Here is a 21746-nt window from a genome sequence, read left to right as displayed (position 1 = left end):
GCTTTATTTTTAGTTGCTCATTTTCAGCTAATTATTTGCTAATTCAGTGATAAATCTGCCGTCGTACAGTGTGCTCTATATGCAGAGGCATTGATTAGCATAGCAGCGCGATAACCGCTAGCGGGAAATTCCAGCACTCATTTCCGAGGTGAATATAACTCACCCTGAGAATAAATATGAAATATATAACAATCAGCATTGCAACATTATTTCTTTTAAGCGGATGTGATAACGCACAAACATCCACACCACCGCGCCCCGATCCGCAGGTCGGGATAATCATCTTAAAAAGCCAGCCCGTTTCCATCGTCAGCGACCTGACCGGACGCACTAACGCCGCCCTGAGCGCGGAAGTCCGACCGCAGGTCTCCGGCATCGTCCAGAAACGACTTTTTAATGAAGGCGATACCGTCAAAGCAGGCCAGGCGCTGTACCAGATTGATCCGGCCAGCTTTCGCGCGACCTACAACGAAGCGACTGCCTCCCTAAAACATGCGCAATCACTGGTCATTTCCGATTGCCAGAAGGCGCAGCGCTACGCAACTCTGGTAAAAGATAACGGCGTTTCCCGCCAGGATGCGGACGATGCTCAGTCAACCTGCTCGCAGGACAGAGCAAGCGTTGAATCGAAAAAGGCGGCGCAGGAAAGCGCACGCATTAACCTCGACTGGACAACCGTGACCGCGCCTATTGATGGGCGTATTGGTATTTCATCAGTCACGCCGGGGGCGCTGGTGACCGCGCAGCAGAACACCGCGCTGGCGACCATCCGCGGGCTGGATACCATGTACGTTGACCTCACCCGCTCCAGCGTCGACCTGCTGCGGCTACGTAAACAGTCGCTGGCCACCAATAGCGAATCCCTTAGCGTAACGCTCACGCTGGAAGACGGCAGCACGTACAGCGAAAAAGGTCGTCTGGCGCTGACCGAAGTAGCAGTAGATGAATCCACCGGCTCGGTCACTCTGCGCGCCATCTTCCCCAACCCACACCAGCAACTGCTCCCCAGGATGTTCGTCCGCGCACGCATTGAAGAAGGAGTGATGAACGATGCGATTCTCGCGCCGCAGCAGGGTGTAACCCGTGACGTAAAGGGTAACGCCACCGCGTTAGTCGTTAATGCCAATAACAAAGTGGAACAACGCGCGCTGGAAACGGACGGCACCTATGGCGACAAATGGCTGGTGCGAAGCGGCCTGAAAGATGGCGATAAGCTGATTATTGAAGGCACAGGTAAAGTGACGGTCGGACAAACGGTCAAACCCGTCGCCGCACCAGAAAACGGGGGTAAGGCCTGATGGTAGCTCTTTTCTTTGTGCGACGCCCGGTCTTCGCATGGGTGATCGCGATTCTGATCATGCTCGCAGGAATACTGGCAATCCGCACCCTACCGGTGGCTCAATACCCAGACGTTGCGCCACCCACGATTCAGATTTCCGCCACCTATACCGGTGCGTCCGCCGATACGCTAGAAAATAGCGTCACTCAGGTGATTGAACAGCAGCTCACCGGCCTTGATAACCTGCTCTATTTCTCCTCCACCAGCAGTTCTGATGGAACGGTAAGCATTAAAGTCACATTTGATCAAGGAACCGACCCGGACACGGCCCAGGTTCAAGTACAAAATAAGGTGCAGCAGGCACTGTCGCGGTTACCCAGCGAAGTACAGCAAGCAGGCGTCACGGTAGTGAAATCACAGAGTAGCTTTTTGTTGATTGTGTCGGTGTATGACAAAACCGACAAAACCACCACATCTGATATCTCCGATTGGTTAGTTAGCAATATACAAGATCCGCTGGCCCGCCTTGATGGTGTCGGTAGCCTCCGGGTATTTGGCGCGGAATATGCCATGCGAATCTGGTTGGATCCCACCAAACTGGCCTCTTATTCGCTCATGCCATCCGACGTTGAATCCGCCATTGAAGCACAAAACGTACAAATATCTGCCGGGAAAATCGGTGCGCTACCCTCGCCGAATACCCAGCAACTCACTGCTACCGTACGGGCACAGTCAAGACTGCAAACCGTCGATCAGTTTAAAGATATCATCATTAAGAGCCAGACCAACGGTGCGAAAGTACGCCTTGGCGATGTTGCTCGTGTGGAGATGGGCAGCGAGGATTACACGACCATCGGCAACCTGAATGGTCATCCTGCAGCCGGCGTCGCAATAATGCTGGCACCTGGCGCAAACGCGCTGGCTACCGCCACCCGCGTGAAGGAAAAAGTCGACGAATTTAAACGTAACATGCCGCAAGGCTACGATGTCGCCTTCCCGCGAGATAGCACCGAGTTCATCAAAATCTCCGTTGAAGACGTGGTGAAAACGCTGTTTGAGGCCATAGCCCTGGTGGTTTGCGTGATGTATCTGTTCATGCAAAATATCCGCGCTACGCTGATACCCGCGCTGGCAGTGCCGATTGTCTTGCTAGGCACCTTCGGCGTGCTGGCGCTGTTCGGCTACTCAATTAACACTCTGACGCTGTTTGCCATGGTACTGGCGATAGGGTTGCTGGTGGATGACGCCATCGTGGTGGTGGAAAACGTCGAGCGTATTATGCACGACGAAGGCTTGCCTCCCCGCGAGGCGACCGAAAAATCAATGGGTGAAATATCCGGCGCACTGATCGCCATCGCGCTGGTATTGTCGGCGGTGTTTCTTCCGATGGCTTTCTTCGGCGGTTCCACTGGGGTGATTTACCGACAGTTTTCGGTCACCATTATTTCGGCGATGTTGCTATCAGTGGTGGTGGCATTAACGCTGACACCTGCCCTGTGCGGCTCGATTTTACGCCCCACGCCACCGCATAAGAAAGGCTTTTTCGGCGCGTTCAACCGACTCTACGGCGCCACCGAGCATGGCTATAAGCACCGTATCGCGAACGTACTGCGCCGTTATGGCGTAGTCATGACCGTTTACATTGCCATCTGCGCCACCATGACGTTAACGCTTTGGAAACTGCCCAGCGGCTTCCTGCCGGTAGAAGATCAGGGCTTTATCATGGTGCAATACTCGCTACCTGCCGGGGCCACAGCCTCCCGCACCGCCGAAGTCCGCAAACACGTTATCGACTGGTTCCTGGTTAAAGAGAAAGCCAATACTAACGTTATTTTTACCGTCGATGGATATAGCTTTAGCGGCAGCGGACAGAACGCGGGGATGGCCTTTGTGTCGCTAAAAAACTGGTCTGAACGCCCAGGCAGTGAGAACAGTGCCCAGGCCATTGCATCACGCGCGACGCGAGAATTAGGCGCCCTTCGCGATGCCACACTTTTCGCCATGTCGCCACCCGCCGTCGATGGCCTGGGGCAGACGAACGGTTTTACCTTCGAGTTAATGGCTAACGGCGGTACCGACCGCGATACATTGCTAAAAATGCGTAATCAGCTGATTCAGGCCGCTAATGATGACCCATCAATGCGTTCGGTGCGCGCCAACGATCTGCCGCAGATGCCACAGCTACGGGTGGATATCGACAATAACAAAGCGGTATCGCTGGGACTCTCGTTAAACGACGTCACCGACACGCTCTCCAGCGCCTGGGGCGGTACCTACGTCAACGATTTTATCGACCGCGGCCGCGTGAAAAAGGTCTACATCCAGGGCGATAGCGACGCGCGCGCCGTACCGTCAGACCTCGGCAAATGGTTCGTGCGTGGCAGCAATGACAGCATGACACCGTTCTCCACTTTCGCCACGACCCGCTGGGAATACGGCCCGGAAAGTCTGGTTCGCTATAACGGCTCTCCTGCCTATGAAATTCAAGGTGAAAACGCGGACGGTTTTAGCTCCGGTGTGGCGATGGAAAAGATAGAAGCACTCGCCAACAGCCTGCCTGCGGGAACGACCGGGGCGTGGAGCGGCCTGTCATTACAGGAAAAACTGGCAAGCGGCCAGGCGATGAGTCTGTATGCCATCTCAATTCTGGTGGTGTTCCTGTGTCTGGCTGCGCTGTATGAGAGCTGGTCAGTACCCTTCTCGGTAATTCTGGTCATCCCGCTCGGCCTGCTCGGCGCAGCCATGGCAGCGTGGATGCGTGAACTCAGCAACGATGTGTACTTCCAGGTCGCGCTGCTGACCACCATCGGGCTGTCGTCGAAGAACGCCATTTTGATCGTCGAATTCGCTGAGGCCGCCGTAGCAGAAGGCTACTCGCTCTCCCGTGCGACGCTGCGAGCCGCGCAAACGCGTCTACGACCGATACTGATGACCTCGCTGGCCTTTGTTGTCGGCGTAATGCCGCTGGCGGTAGCCACCGGTGCGGGCGCTAATAGCCGCGTCGCCATCGGTACCGGAATTATCGGCGGTACGCTGACAGCCACTCTGCTGGCTATTTTCTTTGTTCCTCTGTTCTTTGTGCTGGTGAAACGTCTCTTCGCTGGCAAACGCGGCCGTCAGGAGTAAGTTATGTTTCGTTTATCGGTGTTATTTATTGCGTTTCTGAGCGTGGGCTGCGTGTCGATGGACCCTAACTACCAGCGCCCGGACGCGCCCATCCCAGCGAGCCTGCCGGGCAGCCACGGCGAAGCCATCACCGTGGTCGGCAACTGGCAGCAGGTGGTGAACGATGTGCGCCTGCAAAAGCTGGTGAGCCAGGCGCTCAGCGGCAACCGCGATGTACAAAAATCCATTGCCGACATTGACGCTGCGCGGGCGCTATATGGGGAAACGCGCGCGTCACTCTTCCCGACGGTGAACGCGGAACTGACCGGCAGCCGTAGCCGCACCACGACCACCGGGGCCAATACCTCCACCCAGGTGGACGGCACCGTCTCCAGCTTCGCGCTGGACCTGTTTGGCCGTAATCAGAGCCTCTCCCGCTCCGCGCGGGAGACCTGGCTTGCCAGTGAATTCACCGCGCAGAACACGCGTCTGACGATGATTTCCGAGCTGACTACCGCGTGGGTGACGCTGGCTGCCGATAACAGCAACCTCGCGCTGGCGCTGCAGACGATGAACAGCGCCGCGGATTCGCTGAAAATTGTCCAGCGCCAGCAGCAGATTGGCACCGCCGCCGCCACCGACGTCAGTGAAGCGATGAGCGTCTACCAGCAGGCCCGCGCCAGCGTCGCCAGCTGTCAGACGCTGGTGATGCAGGACAAAAACGCCATTAACCTACTGGCCGGTGAAACGGTTCCGGACTCCCTGCTACCCGGCACGCTGGAGAGCCTGGCCCCGAATACCATCTCACTGATACCCGCAGGCGTTTCTTCATCCGTGCTACTGATGCGCCCGGATATTCAGGAAGCGGAACATAACTTAAAGAGCGCCAACGCCAACGTCGGCGCAGCACGAGCGAACTTCTTCCCGACCATTTCGCTCACCGCCAGCGCCGGGGTGGGCAGCGACGCGCTCTCCTCATTGTTTAGCCACGGAATGAGCGTCTGGTCATTCGCACCATCAATTTCCCTGCCGCTATTTACCGGTGGCAGCAATCTGGCGCAACTGCGCTACGCCGCGGCGCAGAAAAAGGGGCTGATTGCCACCTACGAAAAAACGATTCAGAGCGCATTTAAAGACGTGGCGGACGCACTAGCGCGTCGCCAGACGCTGAGCGAGCAACTGGATGCCCAGCGTGAGTACGTGGCGGCGGAGCAGCAGACCCTCAATGTTGCGATGAAGCGCTATCAGGCAGGCGTGGGGGATTACCTGACCGCGCTAACCGCGCAACGTACATTGTGGTCAGCGCAGCAGACGCTGATTGCGCTACAGGAGACCGATCTCGCGAACCGCATTACGCTGTGGCAATCATTGGGAGGCGGAGCGAGTTGACGTGCTGGTGCGGCGGGTTTAACTCCAGCTATGATGCGCCAGACAAAGTCAGCAAAGACAATGTCGGCATGGCGACCATTGTGCTAGCGAGTGGGCTATGCATTTTCACGCGCGATAGCCAGGTAAGCCTGTACCGCGCCGCTATTATCTCTCTTTCGGCTGATCAGCATCAGGTTGGCCGACAGCTCCGGGGCATCCAGCGGACGGTACACCAGCCCCGGAATAGCAATATTCTGCAACGGCTCCGGCACCAGCGCCAGCCCTTGCCCTGCGGCTGCCAGGGTGAGGACGCTCAGGGTGCTGGAGGTACGATGCGCGATCTTGGGCGCGCGGCCCAGTCTTCGGGTGAGCGCCGTGTAAAGCGGCTCATCCGCGCTGTGACTATCGTAAAAAATGATCGGCTCATCCGCCAACATATCCACCGTCAGATAAGGCTGTTCGGCCAGGGGATGATCGTCGGCGATAGCCACCAGACGGCTCCAGACACCAACCGTTTCAGATAACAATCCCGGAGCGGTGAGGAGACTGTGTTCCGGCGTATAGCCAATATCGAGCTGCCCGGAGAGGATAGCGTCGGCCTGCAACAGCGGCGCCACTTCACGAGCGACGAGTTCAGCATCAGGATAGGCGTTGCGAAACGCCCGCATATCTTGAGTCAATTTACCGCTGAACACCGCGTTACCGGCAAAACCGATGCGCACGCGGCCGCTTTCGCCGCGCATCGAGCGCTGCACCGCCAGCCGGGCATTTTCAGCCTGATCCAGCGTGCGTTGCGCCTCCACCTGCAACAGCCGCCCGGCCTCGGTCAGCACCACTTTCCGGCTGGTGCGCGTAAACAGTGGGCCGCCCAGTTCCTCTTCCAGCGCTTTGATTTGCATACTGAGTGCTGGCGGGACAATGTTCAACCGTTCGGCAGCGCGACCAAAATGGCCCTCCTCCGCGACGGCGAGAAAATAGCGCAGGTGACGCAGTTCCATATACAACCTCCATCATTCATCTAAACTGAATAATAGGTCAGTTTCATTTACTGGATTTTATCGTTAATCGCGATCAAACTGAAGTTCCTCTTTAATGATGAGCTGACACGCTATGCATACTTTTCTGAAAGATCGTCAACAAATTACCGACCTGCTTACGGGATGGATCCACCGCGATCTGGGCGAGTGGGAGCAGCTCCGCGATCTGTTCCACCCGGATGGCACGATTGAGATCACCTGGTTTGAAGGACTGGCCAGCGATTTTGTTGACGGCTCAATGCGCATGGGCGCATCAGACGCGCGTACCAAACATCTGATTGGCACGCCGGTCGTCACCTTCAATGCCAACGCCACAAAAGCAATTGTTGAAACTAACGCGATGATCATCGCTGAAAACGTGAGGCTGAATATCGGCTGCACCACCCACAACCGCTTTTACGACATGGCGGAAAAACGCAACGGCGTCTGGAAGCTGTTCCACCGCCAAAGTATTTACGATATGGGCAGCTTCACCTTCCCCCTCGGCATCGTCGATATCGATCAAGAAACGGTGGCAAAATACCCTCGCGAATACGCCGCGCTGGCTTATCTGCTGGATAAAAGCGGCTTCCCGGTTAATCGCGTTTTCGCCACGCGCGGCAGCGACCTTGAGAAGCAAATGAAGGAAGCGGGCCAGCGCTGGCTGACGGATGAAGAGAAGATTGCCCATAGTCACGCCGAATAACGCTTTAATCTTTAACCAACGCGAAGGACCCGCATGAAAATCGGATATTCACGTAAAACGCTGGTGGCTCTTTTACTCACCACATCGCTAATGCCTGCTGCTGCATCGGCGACCCAAATTCTCACCTACAGCGATCATGAGCCGCTGGGAGGCATGCGTACCCGTTTTATTAACGACGTTTTTTTCCCGGCAATTGAAAAAGAGTCGCAGGGTCGCCTGAAGATCGACCCACACTGGGGCAGCGAGCTTAACACCAGCTATGAGGCGTTAGGCAAGGTCAGCAAGGGCGATGTTGATATGGCAACCGTTGTGCCGGAGTACAACGCCGAGCAGTTGCCGCTGCATCAGCTCTTTAAAAGCTTCCCTGTCGGCCCAGCCGGTGCACAACAGGTTGCATTCTTCCGTCGCGCATATACTGACATTCCTGCCTTTCCGGCAGAGCTGAAGAAAAATAATGTGGTGAGCGTTTTTCTGGAAACTGGCTATCCACTGGCTTTTTTCAGCAGCAAAGCGATGCCGGATCTGGGCGAGATTAAGGGCGGAACATGGCGTTCTGCCAGCTTCTGGCATCGCGATTTTCTGCAAAGCGCGGGCGCGAAGCCAGTGACGATGCCCTGGGGAGAGCCAACCTATAACGCGCTGAAAACCGGCGCGATTGACGGCATGATGTTGAACGTTGACAGCGGTTACGATCTGAAAGCATATCAGTTCGCGTCCAACGTACTGATTTCCAAAAAACTGTGGCTGGGACATCTCTATATTCTGGCGATGAACGAAAAAACCTGGGACAAGCTGTCCACGGAAGACCAGGCGGCGATCCAGCGCGCGGCAGAAACGGCGTATCACTCCCTGAGCGCGGTGATGGACAGAAGCTTTAATACCCAGATAGACGATTTGCGAAACGCCGGTGCCACGGTGCGCATCCTGAAACCGCAGGAAATAGCACAGTGGCAAACCACCACCCACTACCAGGCCGCGCAGGCTAAGTGGGTAAAAGAACAGAAGGCAAAAGGCGTGAATGATGCAGGAACGGTGATGAAGCAGGTTAACACCATTATGGATGAGGCCATGCAGCAAAAAGCACACCAGGAATGATAAGCCGTCTGTAGATGGGGTTGTGTAAATCCGCCTTGTTATACACCGCCCGAACGAATAGCGGCATTCAGTGCAGCGTCAGAAAAGTGATGCTTTCTGTTGTGGCGGGAGATAGTCTGAAAGAGAAACTGGCGCGCCAGGCCGCGCCAGTTCTGGGTTTAGCGATGGTCACCTACTGTTAGCAGGGGGGCAGTACGCATCAGTGCTTCTCAATATACATCGTCCGGCTATACGCCACGTCTTCCGGGTTATTGATGGGGTAGCCTTTCACCCAGGGCTTAATCAGGCGGCCATTGGTGTACTGGTAAATTGGCGCGATGGGGGCTTTCTCCATGAGGATTTTCTCCGCCATGTTGTAGTCCGTATTACGCGCTTTCGCGGTGGTTTCCAGCGTTGCCTGGTTGATAATTTTATCGTAGGCCGGTTCATTGAAACGCGAGATATTGCCGCTGTGGGTTGAGGTCAGCAGGGACAGGAAGGTCGAGGGCTCGTTGTAATCACCTACCCATGACGCGCGGATCACGTCAAAATTGCCGGTATTACGGCTGTCGATATAGGTTTTCCACTCCTGGTTTTGCAGTTTGACATCCACCCCGAGATTTTTCTTCCACATGGAGGCCACCGCAATGGCGATTTTCTGGTGGTTTTCCGAGGTGTTGTACAGCAGGGTCAACTTCAGCGGACGCTGAGGACCGTAGCCTGCGGCCTGGAGCAAGGTTTTCGCCTGCGCATTCAGCTCCTGCTGGGACATCTGCTCGAACGGTGAAGGCTCAGGGGTGAAACCCGCCGTCACGTCAGGGGTGAAATGCCAGGCCGGCTTCTCGCCGGTACCCAGTACCTTTTCCGCCATAATCCGGCGATCGATAGTCATACTCAGCGCGAGACGAACCCGGGCATCGGCCGTCGGGCCCTTCTGCGTGTTAAACGCATAGTAATAGGTCCCAAGCTGAGGCGGCGTATACACCTGTCCCGGAATGTCCTTCAGGAGCTTCTGATACATGTTTTTCGGGAACGATTCGGTGATATCAATATCCCCCGCCAGATAGCGTTTGGTGGCGGATGATTCCTGATTAATCGGAATAAAAGTCACTTTTTTCAGGACCGTTTTCGCATTGTCCCAGTAGTGGGTATTCGGAACGACAACCAGTTTTTCATTCACCACGCGGTCGTTCAGGACGTATGCGCCATTGCCCACCAGGGCGCCCGGACGCGTCCACTCTTTACCGCTTTCAACGTTCGCTTTTTGCACCGGATAGAAGGCAAAGTTTGCCGTCAGGTTGCTAAACCACGGTAGCGGCTTGTCCAGCTGGACGCGTAAGGTTCTGGCATCAACCGCCGTCACGCCCAGGGTATCTGGCGCCGCTTTACCGTCAATAATGGCCTGGGCGTTGTTGATTCCCGCCAGCGCCGCAAACCAGGCAAACGGAGAGGTGGTTTTCGGGTCGACCAGACGCTGCCAGCTGTAGACAAAATCCTGCGCGGTGACGGGCGTACCGTCAGACCATTTCGCGTTATCGCGCAGGATGAACGTCCAGATACGGTTATCGTTGCTCTGCCAGCGCGTCGCCACGCCCGGGGTTAGTTCCCCTTTCTCGTTCTGATTCACCAGCCCTTCGAAAAGATCGCGAATCACCTGAATCTCGGGTAATCCGACCGCTTTTGCCGGATCGAGCGAAGCCGGTTCGTCTTTAATATGCCTGACCAGCTCCTGTTTTTGCGCCAGTACCGTGCCCTGTGGCACATCAGCAGCGTACGAGAGTGTAGAGAGTCCGCACAGGTACAGTGCAGCACAGAGACGCGAAACAGGATGCTTCATAAGATCCCCTTTAATGAATTCAGGTAACAAGCAGATGCGTAATTATTTGTTTCGAAACAGAGAAATGCAAATACCTTCGTCCGGAATAGTGATTTGAGGCAATTCTCAGCCTTCATGGAAACTATTTGATTAACAGCGGGTTTTGCACAACACTGCCATTAGTGACTTCTTTATCAGGATTTCGTATGGCAATCACCCGACCACGAGCGGAACGCGGCGCCTTTCCGCCGGGCGCTGAGCAATATGGCCGCTCATTTTTAGGCGCATCGCTGATCTGGTTCCCGGCGCCCGATGCCGATCGCAGCAGCGGTTTGCTCATTGCCGGCACGCACGGAGATGAGAACTCATCCGTCGTCACGCTCTCGTGCGCGCTGCGGACGCTGACGCCTTCATTGCGACGTCATCATGTGATTCTTGCCGTAAATCCGGACGGCTGCCAGCTTGGATTACGGGCGAATGCGAGGGGAGTCGACCTGAACCGTAATTTCCCGGCGGCAAACTGGCGCGCCGGAGAAACGGTTTATCGCTGGAACAGCTCCGCCGAGGAGCGGGACGTAGTGCTGCTGACGGGAGACAAGCCCGGTTCCGAGCCGGAAACGCAGGCGCTGTGCCAGCTTATCCATAAGATCCACCCCGCATGGGTTGTCTCCTTCCACGATCCGCTGGCCTGCATTGAAGATCCGCGTCACTCCGACCTGGGCGCGTGGCTTGCGCAGGCTTTCGCCCTGCCGCTCGTCACCAGCGTGGGTTATGAGACACCCGGATCATTCGGAAGCTGGTGCGCCGATTTGAGCCTGCCCTGCATCACCGCTGAATTCCCGCCGATCTCCTCCGACGAAGCCAGCGAAATTTACCTAAAAGCGATGATGGAGCTTCTGCGCTGGCAGCCTCAAAGATGAAGCACGCCGCTGGTAAAATTAAGCGCCGGTGAAACGTCAACCGCCAGCCACGTTGGGCCATCCAGATCGGCAAAACGGACCTGATTGATCAGCGGCAGCGCCGCACCGATTGCCCGGGATGTGCAGAGCATGCATCCCAGCATCAGAGAAAAGCCCTGCGCCTGCGCTTCCGCCGCCAGGGCCAGCGCTTCTGTCAGCCCGCCGGTCTTGTCGAGCTTGATATTGACCATCTCATAGCTGCCCTTAAGCGCGCTCAAATTCTCGCGGGTATGGCAGCTTTCGTCCGCGCAGACGGGCAGCGGATGGATAAAATTCTTCAGCGCCGCATCATCCTTCGCTGGCAGAGGCTGCTCCAGCATCGCCACGCCCAGGTCGGCCAGCAGCTGGCATCGTGCGGCAAGCCCCTCGGGATGCCACGACTCGTTGGCGTCAACAATCAGCGTGGCCGAGGGCACCGCCGAGCGAATGGCGACCATCCGCTCGCTGATCAGGCGATCGTCGAGCTTCACTTTTAGCACCGTGGCCCCGGCGTCATAGAGCGCTTTTGCGCTGGCAGCCATCTGCTCCGGCTCACCAATCACGACCGTTTGCGCCGTCACGACGGACTTCGGCAGCGCCACGCTCAGCAAGGATGTCAGCGATTGTTGCTGCTTAGCGGCCTCAAGGCTCCAGAGCGCACAGTCGATGGCGTTGCGCGCTGCCCCGGCGGGTAAACGCTGCTGTAACGCCTCGCGCGTGAGCCCTTTTTGCAGGTCAGGCACCAGGGTCATGATATGCGCCATCACCGACGCAGGACTTTCTCCGTAGCGCGGGTAAGGCGTACATTCCCCGACGCCTTTAACCCCCTCTTCTTCGATTTCAACCACGACCACGCTGGCTTCACTTCGGCTACCGCGGGAAATCACAAACGGGGTATGCAATGGCCAGGCTTCTTCATAGACCTTAACGCTTCTCATCACTGACTCCTTGCGGCCCGGAAAGGCGAAAAATTTGGTTTGCCGTGTTATCCGCTGATGGCATACACTAGCCACGACGTTAACTATATGTAAACAGGAAGATATCTATGTCACAACTCGTTCATTTCCAGGGCAACCCGGTTGCTGTTGCAGGTTCCATTCCGCAGGCTGGCAGCAAAGCGCAGGCTTTTACTCTGGTGGCTAAAGATCTGTCTGACGTCACACTGGCTCAGTTTGCGGGTAAACGCAAAGTACTGAACATTTTCCCAAGCATTGATACCGGCGTTTGTGCCGCATCCGTGCGTAAATTCAACCAGCTGGCGACTGAAATGGACAACACCGTTGTGCTGTGCATTTCCGCTGACCTGCCGTTTGCCCAGTCCCGTTTCTGCGGTGCCGAAGGCCTGAGCAACGTGATTACCCTCTCCACCCTGCGCAGCGCAGATTTCCTCGAGAAATACGGCGTCAGCATCGCGGAAGGCCCACTGAAAGGCCTGGCAGCACGTGCTGTACTGGTTCTTGATGAAAACGACACTGTCGTCTTCAGCGAACTGGTTAACGAAATCACCACCGAGCCGGATTACGCTGCCGCGCTGGACGTGCTGAAAGCATAATAAGTACTTAGCATTCTATACAGCTAATTCTCAACCTCGCCACGGCGGGGTTTTTTATTACGTCAAAGCTGAATCGTTAAAGCTAAAATATTCATAAGTCACATTAATCATGCAATAACAAAAGCAATATGTAACATTACCGTGATCAAGAACGCATAATAATCGTTAAAATCCCCTATTTTCATCCCCAGTGAAGCTCATCACATTTCCCTTTTTGCCTAAACATTAGATTTGCTTACGAAAGAAAATAATCGTTTCAGCAAAAAGGATAAAATATGAAGATCAAACTCGCTTTTACGCTCCTTGCGGTACTGATTTCTGGCCATGCTGCGGCTAAAACCTGGGTGCTGACAAGCGCTGAAAGCAGCGTAGAGAAAGGAAACTGGAAGATTTCCAGTGATGAGCTGAAAGTTAGCGATCGGACGTTCAGCATTGAGCAAAAAGTCTTACACGGCGGTAAACAGGAAGGCAGCAAAGTCATCATTATTAGCAGCAAAGACGGCCTGACCATCACCCTGAGCCCAACCCGTGGGATGAACCTTCTGCATGTAGAAGGCTTTGGCACCAGACTGGGCTGGAATTCCCCCGTCAAAGAGGTCGTTAATCCGGCTTATATCAATCTTGAAAGCCGCAACGGTCTCGGCTGGCTGGATGGTTTCAACGAGATGATGGTGCGCTGTGGCTATGAGTGGACCGGGCACCCGGTCACCGCGGACGGGCAAATTTACACCCTGCACGGCAGGGCCGGTAATACCCCTGTTTCGCAGGTCGAGGTTGAAATCGCGGATGCCGCCCCGCATGAGATCCGCGTTCGGGGTTTGATCAAAGAGAGCACGTTTAAAAAAGCGGATCTGCAAACCATGACCGAACTGCGCTACGTTCCCGGAAGCAACCAGTTCAGCCTGCACGATGTTCTGACAAACCATGCAGATTACCCGCACGATTACCAGATCATCTATCACAGCAACTTCGGCACGCCGATCCTCGAAGAAGGCGCCCGCTTCCTTGCGCCGGCGGTGAGCGTGAGCCCATTTAATGACTACGCCAAAGCGGGTGTTAACGACTGGCAAACCTATGCCGGGCCGACAAAAGGCTTTGATGAGATGGTCTTTAACATTAAACCACTCGCGGACAATAACCACGAAACGCTCGCGGCGGTGGTCAATAAAGCCGGAGATAAAGGCGCGTCAATCCAGTTTGATACCCGCCAGCTGCCCGTGCTGACCTTATGGAAGAACACCGACACGCTGAAGCAGGGGTACGTCACGGGCATTGAGCCAGGCACCAGCTACGCCTACCCCGTCACAATTGAACGCGAACAGAAGCGTGTTAAGCAGCTGCAGCCCGGTGCCAGCGCGCAGTTTGACCTGACCTATACCCTGCTGCACAGTCCGCAGCAGGTGAAAGACGTGGAAAGCAGGATTGCGTCGATTCAGGGAGAGACAAAAACAGAAATCGTTAACACGCCTCTGGCGAAGGAATAAACGTAAAGTAAAAAGCCTCTTTGCAGAGGCTTTTTTGTTATTCGTCACCTTTCTTATGATTCAAACCATACTCACGCAGCTTATTCGCGATCGCGGTGTGCGAGACGCCAAGCCGTTTTGCCAGCTTGCGGGTGCTGGGATAGCTGCGGTACAGCTGCGTCAGCACCGAGCGCTCAAAACGGCTGGTAATATCATCCAGCGAACCTTCCATCGCCTCTTCGCCGACAGATACCGTCCCCGCGTCGTAATCAGGCAACAGGATATCCTGCGGACGCAGTTCGTAGCCTTCGAGCTGGGTCAGCGCACGATAGACGGCGTTTTTAAGCTGGCGAATGTTGCCCGGCCAGCCGTAGCGCATGAGCACCGTACCGAGATCGGCAGACAGCTTCGGACGCGGCACCCCTTGCTCGTCGGCAAAGCGGGCGACGAACAGCTCCGTTAGCGGCATGATGTCCTGCGGACAATCGCGCAGCGGGGGAATATTCAGCGTCAGGACGTTGAGGCGGTAATAGAGATCCTCGCGGAAGATCCCCTTTTGCACCAGTTCAACCAGGTTTTTCTGGGTGGCGCAAATGACGCGCACGTCCACATGCACTTCGTGATCCTCACCGACGCGGCGGAACGTTCCGTCGTTCAGGAAACGCAGCAGCTTAGCCTGCATACGCGGCGACATTTCGCCGATCTCGTCCAGCAGCACGGAGCCGCCGTTAGCCTGCTCGAAGAACCCTTTCTTGCCTTCCGGCGCGTGGCCAAACAGCTCGCTTTCAACGGCATCTTCCGGAATAGAGGCGCAGTTAAGTGCCAGATAAGGCTTGGCCGCACGCGGACTCGCCAGATGCACGGCGTGAGCCAGCAGGTCTTTACCGGTGCCGGTGTCCCCGGTAATCAGCAGCGGCGCGGTCAGGCTTGCGAGCTTGCGCGCCTGATCAACCACGTGGCGCATTTTCGGGCTGACGGCAATAATCTGGCTAAAGGCGCCAACATCCTGGCTGGAAATGTTCTGCAGCTGACGGCCCATGCGTAACGTCGAGCGCAGCATGATCACCGCCCCGGTCAGCACGCGGGTATTCCCTTCCCCTTTCAGATAGACCGGCGTGATCTCCATCAGGAAGTTCTGCCCGTTAATCACCACATGCTCGCTAAGCGTGTTCTGCGGATTGCTGTCCAGCCAGCGCTGGAAGTTAAAGCCGGGGATCAGCTGCGCGGCGTTATGATTGCTGAGCTTCTCCTGGCTCTGCGCGAAAAGCTGGCAGCTGGCGTGGTTCACGCGCTCAACTTTGCTTTTCAAATCCAGGGAAAGGAACGGCTCTGGCATGGCTTCCAGCAGCGCGCTCAGCGCCAGGTGCTCACGCTCAGAGGGCATCCAGGGAATGGTGCGTACATCCGTAACGCCAGCGATACGGCGGATTTCCGCCATCAGGCTGCTGAAGGTATTAAATTCAATTTCGGCAAAATTGAGGTAAATTCGCCCGACAGGATCGATCTCAATGCCACGTAAATCAATGCTACGTAAAACAAGAAGATCGAGTAATTCGCGGGTAAGACCGAGACGGTCTTCACAGAAGACTTCAAGACGCATGGGAAATTCACCGTTTTAAGCCAATAACAGTAAAATGATATGTCAGAACACGGTGATCCGGAAGATGGCTGTCAACAAATATTGACAGCCAGCACGATTAGTGAACAAAACCTCACGGAGCAGGTTTTTTATTGAGCGTCTCTTTGAGCTGGCCGATCAGTTCACGCCTGAAATCCCCCAGCCGGGGCTTATCGCCATCGATCCACGGCAGCGGACGGCAGACCTCCATCGCTTTAATCCCCAAACGCGCCGTCAGTAATCCCGCGCCGATACCCTGAGCGGCACGAGCAGAAAGACGCGCCGCCAGATCCTGCGACATCCAGTCCATTCCCACTTCGCGCACCAGTTCACTCGCTCCGGCAAACGCGATATTGAGCAGGACCAGTTTGAACAGTCTGAGCCGACTGTAGTAACCCAGTTCAATGCCGTAAAGGTTCGCGATACGGTTGATCAGGCGCAGATTGCGCCAGGCGATAAAGGCCATATCGACCAGCGCCAGCGGGCTGACGGCAATCATCAGGGTGGATTCAGCCGCAGAGCGGCCGATCTCGCGTCGCGCCTGGGCATCCAGCACCGGCTGAACCATATGGGAGTAGAGCGTCACCACTTCCCGGTCATTCTGGGTTTCATGGATGGCGGCATACCAGCGCTGAAGCGCCGGGTGCGACTGATCGATGCCGGCCTGGCTGGCCAGCTTTTCACAGAACGCGCGACCTTTCCCGGTGCCGTGGCTGTGGAGCAGATCCCGCGCTTCATCACGCTCGTGCGCCCGCTGGCGCAATCGCCAGAGCCGACGCCACTCGGTGGCAACCGACCCGATGCCCGCCCCCACAATTAGCGCGCCCGCGGTACATCCGCCCAGCGCGACCCAGTCCTGAGTATGCCAGGCATTCATCGTCCACTGCACGCCCTGCCCAACCACGCTTACGCCAAACAGCGCCAGACCGGCGGTGACCATCTTGCGCCACAGGCTGCGTTTTGGACGCAGAGCGGCTTCCACAACCGCCTCCGCCGGACCTTCCTCGACGCCCGGCTCCTCAGTCAGGGCCGGGGCAAAGTTATCAGCCTGCGTGCCGCTGAACGTCTGCGCGGTTTTGAACGCCTCCTGAGGGTCCTGCTCAAGCGTTCCGGTAAAGTCTATGCGCGGTTTTAACGGTTCCGTCATCGCAATTTATCTCCAATCAAAAACTCCAGCGCCGCATCCAGACGGATGTGTGGTAATGGCCGATCGACGCTCATTGCCTGCGGGCGGAAGGCTTCAAACTGGAAGCCCTGGTTCTGCCAGAAGGCCTGCCCCGGCAGCCGCGCGGGCACTTCGCCCGGATACACGGTAAGCGGTTCACCGTCGCTGAGCCGGTTCCCGCGTAATGCCGGTATTTTCTCGCCGTTAAGGTCAATCAGCCCGCTTTGCGTCGCCTGCACGGACGCGAGCCCAAGGCAATCCATGCCGATCCCTTCGAAGGCGGCGTTTTGCCAGGCGTCCTGCACCAGCTGCTGCAGCAGCGATACCATATTGGCATGCTGGTCGACCGTGACGTGATCGGCCTTCGTGGCCGCAAAGAGCAGTTTGTCGATCACCGGAGAGAACAGACGGCGAAACAGCGTCCGCTGCCCGTAGTGAAAACTTTGCATCAGTTGCGTCAGCGCAAGGCGCATATCGTTGAATGCCTGTGGCCCGCTATTGAGCGGCTGCAGACAATCCACCAGCACAATCTGACGGTCAAATCGCAAAAAGTGGTTTTTATAAAATCCCTTGACCACTTTTTCACAGTAGTAATTGTAACGCTCGCGCAGCATCCCGGCGTTAGTGTGCCTGTCGGCCTGCGCCAGCTTCGACTCGCCCACCCCATCCACATCCGGCCAGGGGAAGAACTGAAGCGCAGGGGCGCCTGCTAAATCACCCGGCAGGACAAAGCGACCCGGCTGAATGAAGTGCAACCCTTCCTGCTTACACTGATGCAGATACGCCGTCCAGGCTTCGGCAATGGCCGCCAGACGGTTTTCATCGGCCGGGGCAAGCGGGTCCAGGCCTTCGCACAGCTGTCGCCATTTGGCCGACCACCCGGCGCGCTGCCCCTGCAATAACCCCGTCATCTGCCGCGACCAGCTGAGGTAGTCCTGCGCCAGCATCGGCAAGTCGAGTAGCCATTCGCCGGGGTAATCGACGATTTCCAGGTACAGCGTGGAGGTATCTTTGAAGTGGCGCATCAGGGATTCATTCGAGCGAAAACGCAGCGCGAGGCGAATTTCACTGACCCCTCGCGTCGGCGTCGGCCACGTGGGCGGATCGCCGTAGAGCTGCGCCAGCCCTTCGTCATAGGTAAAGCGTGGAATACCAAAATCACGCTGAGGGACGCGCTTCACGCCCAGCAGGCGTTCTTCCCGCACCGCGCTAAGCAACGGCAGACGCGCCCCGGCGTGCAGGTTCAGGAGCTGGTTTACCATCGCGGTGATAAACGCCGTCTTACCGCTGCGGCTCAGCCCCGTCACGGCCAGACGCAGATGACGGTCAACGCCACGGTTCACCAGTGAATTGATTTCGTTTTTAAGTCGCTTCATCGCCGTCCTTCGTTGCCTGGAAGCCTTGAATGCATGGCTTCAGAATACAATAAATGGGGGCAGATCGTTGATTATCAATTCTTATTTATTGCTATTGCCGTTTTCTCTCCAGTAAGATGAACAACATTGCTGTCAGTCCGGAGTGAGTAAGGTGTATGTCACCCACCATCTATGATATCGCACGGGTTGCGGGCGTATCGAAATCAACCGTTTCCCGCGTTCTGAATAAACAAACGAATATTTCTCCCGAAGCACGTGACAAAGTGCTGAAGGCGATTGACGAATTAAATTATCAGCCCAACAAACTGGCCCGCGCCCTGACCTCTTCAGGCTTCGATGCCATTATGGTTATTTCAACCCGATCAACAAAAACCACTGCCGGTAATCCTTTTTTCTCCGATGTTCTTCATGCCATTACGGCAAAAGCGGAAGAAGAAGGGTTTGATGTTATTTTACAAACGTCAAAAAGCAGCGAAGACGATCTGCTCAAATGTGTGAGTAAAATAAAACAGAAGATGATCAAAGGGATCATTATGCTGAGTTCACCCGCAAATGAATCCTTTTTCACCACGCTGGATGCGTACGGCGTACCGGTTGTGGTTATCGGCAAAGTTGAAGGTGAGTATCAAAATATTTATTCCGTCGACACGGATAATTTCCATGACAGCGCCACGCTGACCGAAACCTTTATAAAAAACGGTCGCCGAAAAATTGCCTGTCTGCATGCGCCGCTTGATTATCATGTTTCTATCGATCGCCTGGCGGGCTATAAATCCAGTATGGAAAAGCACCATATTGCCATTAACCCGGAATGGATCAGGGATGGCGGTTATACCCATGAGAGTGCGCTTACTGCGGCTCTGGAACTGTTGTCGTCACCCACGCCGCCTGATGCGGTATTTGCTACCGACAGCATGAAGTTGCTGAGCCTCTATCGTGCGGCGGATGAGTTGAATCTGATGATCCCGGAGCAGGTGGTGATAGCCGGATACAGTGACCCGATGCTGTCTCTCATTTTAACGCCCGCACCTGGCGGCTTTGATATCCCCACCCGAAAACTGGGGGAAGAGAGCTGCGATCTGCTTTTCAGGCGTATTGCCGGTCAGCCCGCCCCGCAAAAAGTGCTGGTTGATACCCACTTTTTGTTGGCTGCTTCCCTTCGCTAAAACCAGGGGCATATTGCCCCTGGCATGACGTCGGTCAGAACGCGTAGTTTACGCCAACTCCCGCATAGTGGAAGCGGTCGCTTTCGCCTTCATCGTGGTTTTCCCACTCATAGGCGTATTCCAGCGTCATGGATAAACCATTGTTGAAATCGTAAGCGTAGAGGAGACCGAGTCGATTGAAATCGTGTCCTTCACGCTCAGGATCGTCCTGCCAGTCCCAGTTCGACCAGCGATCAAGCCCCAGGCGGGTATAAGGCGTCAGGGTGGTCTGGCCTAACGAAATGGGCAGATAGGCACGAATTTCCTGGGTAGAAAACTCGCCGTTATTACGGGAACTGTCCATATTGAAACCGCGCTCTAAATAGTAATTCACTTTAGCCGCAAAGGTTTCGTTAATGGTCCAGGTAAAGCCCGTTTCGGTTTCGACGCGGCTGTCAGCATAACCCGTTTTTTCCAGATCGTTAGCAAACTGATACATGGCAAACCAGCCGCCAAAACGCCAGTCGTCGGTTAATTTAATATCCCAGTCAGGCTGAACTTTGTAGCGCTGCATATTAGCGCTGCCGTCTTTAGCACCGTGCTCATCTTTAAAGTGATAACCATAATTACGGAAACCACCGGTCAGACCGAAAGTAAAATCATCGGTTCCGATAAAACGATAGCGTAATTCAAATTCAGGACGGTCAAAATAGGTTCCACGGGTCATGCTGCTGTAATCAACCGGCCCCTCCTGATACATCGCCAGCGAAATAGTCCATGCATCCCAGGTTGCATTAAACCACACGGAAGGTTCATATAATCCATCTTTATCGTCGGCCTGCCCCTCAACGTTTTCGATTTCATACATCGCGCCAATATTAAATTCCCATTGTTTAGCTGATTCTGATGCTTGTACACAGCTAACCCCTGCGCACAGCATGAGCGCAGCACTTCTTAGTAGAGTACTCATTAATTATTCCCTTTATAAGTAACAAACAAAAAAACCGGAAATTTGCATTTCCGGCGAACACCTTTCTTATCTAATAGCCGCTTCGGTTTCAGCGTCGAAGAAATGGCACTTATTCATATCGAACTGGATGCTGATAGTATCCCCTGCGGCATAATCATTCGCAGCTCCAGCGCGAACAACCAGCTCATGACCGCCAACGGTGGCGTAGAGCATGAACTCCGCGCCGGTCAGTTCGGCTACGCTGACTTTCGCCGCGATGTTTTCACCGCTGCTCTGAAGAGTGAGAATATCTTCCGGGCGGATCCCAAAGACCACGGCTTTGCGCTGATACCCTGCGGCATTCAGTGAAGCGAGCTTGTCTTCCGGGATCTCAAGCCGCAGCGTTTCCGTGACGAAATAGCGGTCGTCGATAGCGCCGCGAATGAAATTCATGGCTGGCGATCCAATAAACCCTGCGACAAACATGTTTGCCGGTTCGTTATAGACCTGCTTCGGGGCACCGACCTGCTGAATAATGCCGTCTTTTAATATCACGATGCGGGTCGCCATCGTCATGGCTTCCGTCTGATCGTGGGTCACGTAAATCATCGTGGTGTTAAGCTTCTGGTGCAGCTTGCTGATTTCAGCCCGCATCTGCACGCGAAGCTTGGCATCGAGGTTGGAGAGCGGTTCATCCATCAGGAACACGCCCGCTTCGCGCACAATCGCCCTGCCTAACGCCACGCGCTGACGCTGGCCGCCGGACAGCGCGCCTGGTTTACGCTTGAGGTACTCACGTAATCCGAGGATCTGTGCCGCCCAGTTAACGCGCTCTTCGATGACCGCAGGCGCAATTTTTTGCATCTTCAGGCCAAACGCCATGTTGTCGTAGACCGTCATATGCGGATAAAGCGCATAGTTCTGGAACACCATCGCAATATCGCGAGACTTGGCGGGAACGTCATTCATGCACACCCCGTCAATGACCAGTTCCCCCGCGCTGATCTCCTCCAGACCGGCAATCATACGCAGCGTCGTGGATTTACCGCAGCCCGAAGGCCCGACGAAGACGATGAACTCCTTGTCTTCGATTTCGAGATTGAAATCCTTAACCACGTGGACCTGGTTATCATAGATTTTCTGAATGTGTTTCAGAGACAGTTGAGCCATTGTTAA

Annotated in this window: 17 protein-coding genes; 9 read left to right on the top strand and 8 right to left on the bottom strand. The window is 55.4% G+C overall.

Features of this window, described 5'->3' with window-relative positions; genetic code table 11:
- Window positions 1–176: 176 nt before the first annotated feature.
- The 3 genes from V4835_RS10950 to V4835_RS10940 are packed head-to-tail and all read left to right on the top strand — an operon-like array spanning window position 177 to window position 5773.
- Window positions 177–1298: an efflux RND transporter periplasmic adaptor subunit gene (locus V4835_RS10950; RefSeq protein ID WP_331412155.1), complete on the top strand. Its 1122-nt coding sequence runs from the start codon at window positions 177–179 to the stop codon at window positions 1296–1298.
- Complete coding sequence (locus V4835_RS10945; RefSeq protein ID WP_331412154.1) at window positions 1298–4405, top strand: efflux RND transporter permease subunit; 3108 nt, start codon at window positions 1298–1300, stop codon at window positions 4403–4405. The genes V4835_RS10950 and V4835_RS10945 overlap by 1 nt, the downstream gene beginning before the upstream one ends.
- A 3-nt stretch (window positions 4406–4408) precedes the next feature.
- Window positions 4409–5773: an efflux transporter outer membrane subunit gene (locus tag V4835_RS10940; RefSeq protein ID WP_331412153.1), complete on the top strand. Its 1365-nt coding sequence runs from the start codon at window positions 4409–4411 to the stop codon at window positions 5771–5773.
- Between the two features lie 95 nt (window positions 5774–5868).
- On the opposite strand, the gene V4835_RS10935 is transcribed toward V4835_RS10940, so the two are convergent.
- Entirely contained in the window at window positions 5869–6750 is an 882-nt protein-coding gene (locus V4835_RS10935; RefSeq protein ID WP_331412152.1) for a LysR substrate-binding domain-containing protein, read from the bottom strand.
- 112 nt (window positions 6751–6862) lie between these two features.
- Between V4835_RS10935 and V4835_RS10930 the strand changes: the two genes are divergently transcribed.
- Window positions 6863–7474 (top strand): nuclear transport factor 2 family protein, encoded by a 612-nt coding sequence (locus V4835_RS10930; protein WP_331412151.1) that lies wholly within the window; start codon window positions 6863–6865, stop codon window positions 7472–7474.
- Window positions 7475–7507: 33 nt separating this feature from the next.
- Window positions 7508–8569, top strand: a complete 1062-nt coding sequence (gene dctP / locus V4835_RS10925; RefSeq protein WP_331412150.1) for a TRAP transporter substrate-binding protein DctP — start codon at window positions 7508–7510, stop codon at window positions 8567–8569.
- A gap of 199 nt (window positions 8570–8768) precedes the next feature.
- Here the strand turns inward: dctP and V4835_RS10920 are convergent, their stop codons facing one another.
- Window positions 8769–10385 carry a peptide ABC transporter substrate-binding protein gene (locus tag V4835_RS10920; protein ID WP_331412149.1) on the bottom strand — a complete coding sequence of 539 codons (1617 nt, stop codon included), beginning with the start codon at window positions 10383–10385 and terminating at the stop codon, window positions 8769–8771.
- Window positions 10386–10570: 185 nt separating this feature from the next.
- On the opposite strand from V4835_RS10920, the gene mpaA reads away from it, so the two are divergent.
- Window positions 10571–11284: a murein tripeptide amidase MpaA gene (gene mpaA, locus V4835_RS10915; RefSeq protein WP_331412148.1), complete on the top strand. Its 714-nt coding sequence runs from the start codon at window positions 10571–10573 to the stop codon at window positions 11282–11284.
- On the opposite strand, the gene ycjG is transcribed toward mpaA, so the two are convergent.
- Entirely contained in the window at window positions 11275–12240 is a 966-nt protein-coding gene (gene ycjG / locus V4835_RS10910) for an L-Ala-D/L-Glu epimerase (protein ID WP_331412147.1), read from the bottom strand. The genes mpaA and ycjG overlap by 10 nt on opposite strands.
- A 107-nt stretch (window positions 12241–12347) precedes the next feature.
- On the opposite strand from ycjG, the gene tpx reads away from it, so the two are divergent.
- Both tpx and V4835_RS10900 read left to right on the top strand, forming a co-directional pair.
- A complete protein-coding gene (tpx, locus tag V4835_RS10905) occupies window positions 12348–12854 on the top strand; it encodes a thiol peroxidase (protein WP_047348304.1) in 507 nt (168 codons plus the stop codon).
- Between the two features lie 275 nt (window positions 12855–13129).
- Window positions 13130–14338, top strand: coding sequence for an aldose 1-epimerase family protein (locus V4835_RS10900; protein ID WP_331412146.1), 1209 nt, complete (start codon window positions 13130–13132; stop codon window positions 14336–14338).
- A gap of 37 nt (window positions 14339–14375) precedes the next feature.
- Here V4835_RS10900 and tyrR read toward each other — a convergent pair whose 3' ends face one another.
- From tyrR to V4835_RS10885, 3 genes are all read right to left on the bottom strand, one after another.
- Window positions 14376–15917 carry a transcriptional regulator TyrR gene (gene tyrR, locus V4835_RS10895; RefSeq protein WP_023335909.1) on the bottom strand — a complete coding sequence of 514 codons (1542 nt, stop codon included), beginning with the start codon at window positions 15915–15917 and terminating at the stop codon, window positions 14376–14378.
- Between the two features lie 112 nt (window positions 15918–16029).
- Window positions 16030–17082 carry a YcjF family protein gene (locus V4835_RS10890; RefSeq protein WP_331412145.1) on the bottom strand — a complete coding sequence of 351 codons (1053 nt, stop codon included), beginning with the start codon at window positions 17080–17082 and terminating at the stop codon, window positions 16030–16032.
- Window positions 17079–18476: a YcjX family protein gene (locus V4835_RS10885; protein WP_023312030.1), complete on the bottom strand. Its 1398-nt coding sequence runs from the start codon at window positions 18474–18476 to the stop codon at window positions 17079–17081. The genes V4835_RS10890 and V4835_RS10885 overlap by 4 nt, the downstream gene beginning before the upstream one ends.
- Before the next feature lie 155 nt (window positions 18477–18631).
- On the opposite strand from V4835_RS10885, the gene V4835_RS10880 reads away from it, so the two are divergent.
- Window positions 18632–19642: a LacI family DNA-binding transcriptional regulator gene (locus tag V4835_RS10880; RefSeq protein WP_331412144.1), complete on the top strand. Its 1011-nt coding sequence runs from the start codon at window positions 18632–18634 to the stop codon at window positions 19640–19642.
- 34 nt (window positions 19643–19676) lie between these two features.
- On the opposite strand, the gene V4835_RS10875 is transcribed toward V4835_RS10880, so the two are convergent.
- Window positions 19677–20591 (bottom strand): OmpG family monomeric porin, encoded by a 915-nt coding sequence (locus V4835_RS10875; protein WP_331412143.1) that lies wholly within the window; start codon window positions 20589–20591, stop codon window positions 19677–19679.
- Window positions 20592–20657: 66 nt separating this feature from the next.
- Complete coding sequence (locus V4835_RS10870; RefSeq protein WP_331412142.1) at window positions 20658–21740, bottom strand: ABC transporter ATP-binding protein; 1083 nt, start codon at window positions 21738–21740, stop codon at window positions 20658–20660.
- Window positions 21741–21746: the final 6 nt, after the last annotated feature.

This window comes from Enterobacter cloacae complex sp. CARB60 (genome assembly GCF_036487345.1).
GTDB classification, from domain to species: domain Bacteria; phylum Pseudomonadota; class Gammaproteobacteria; order Enterobacterales; family Enterobacteriaceae; genus Enterobacter; species Enterobacter asburiae_D.
The sequence above is the reverse complement of the archived record's forward strand: the minus strand, read 5'-3'. Positions and strand labels throughout refer to the sequence as shown.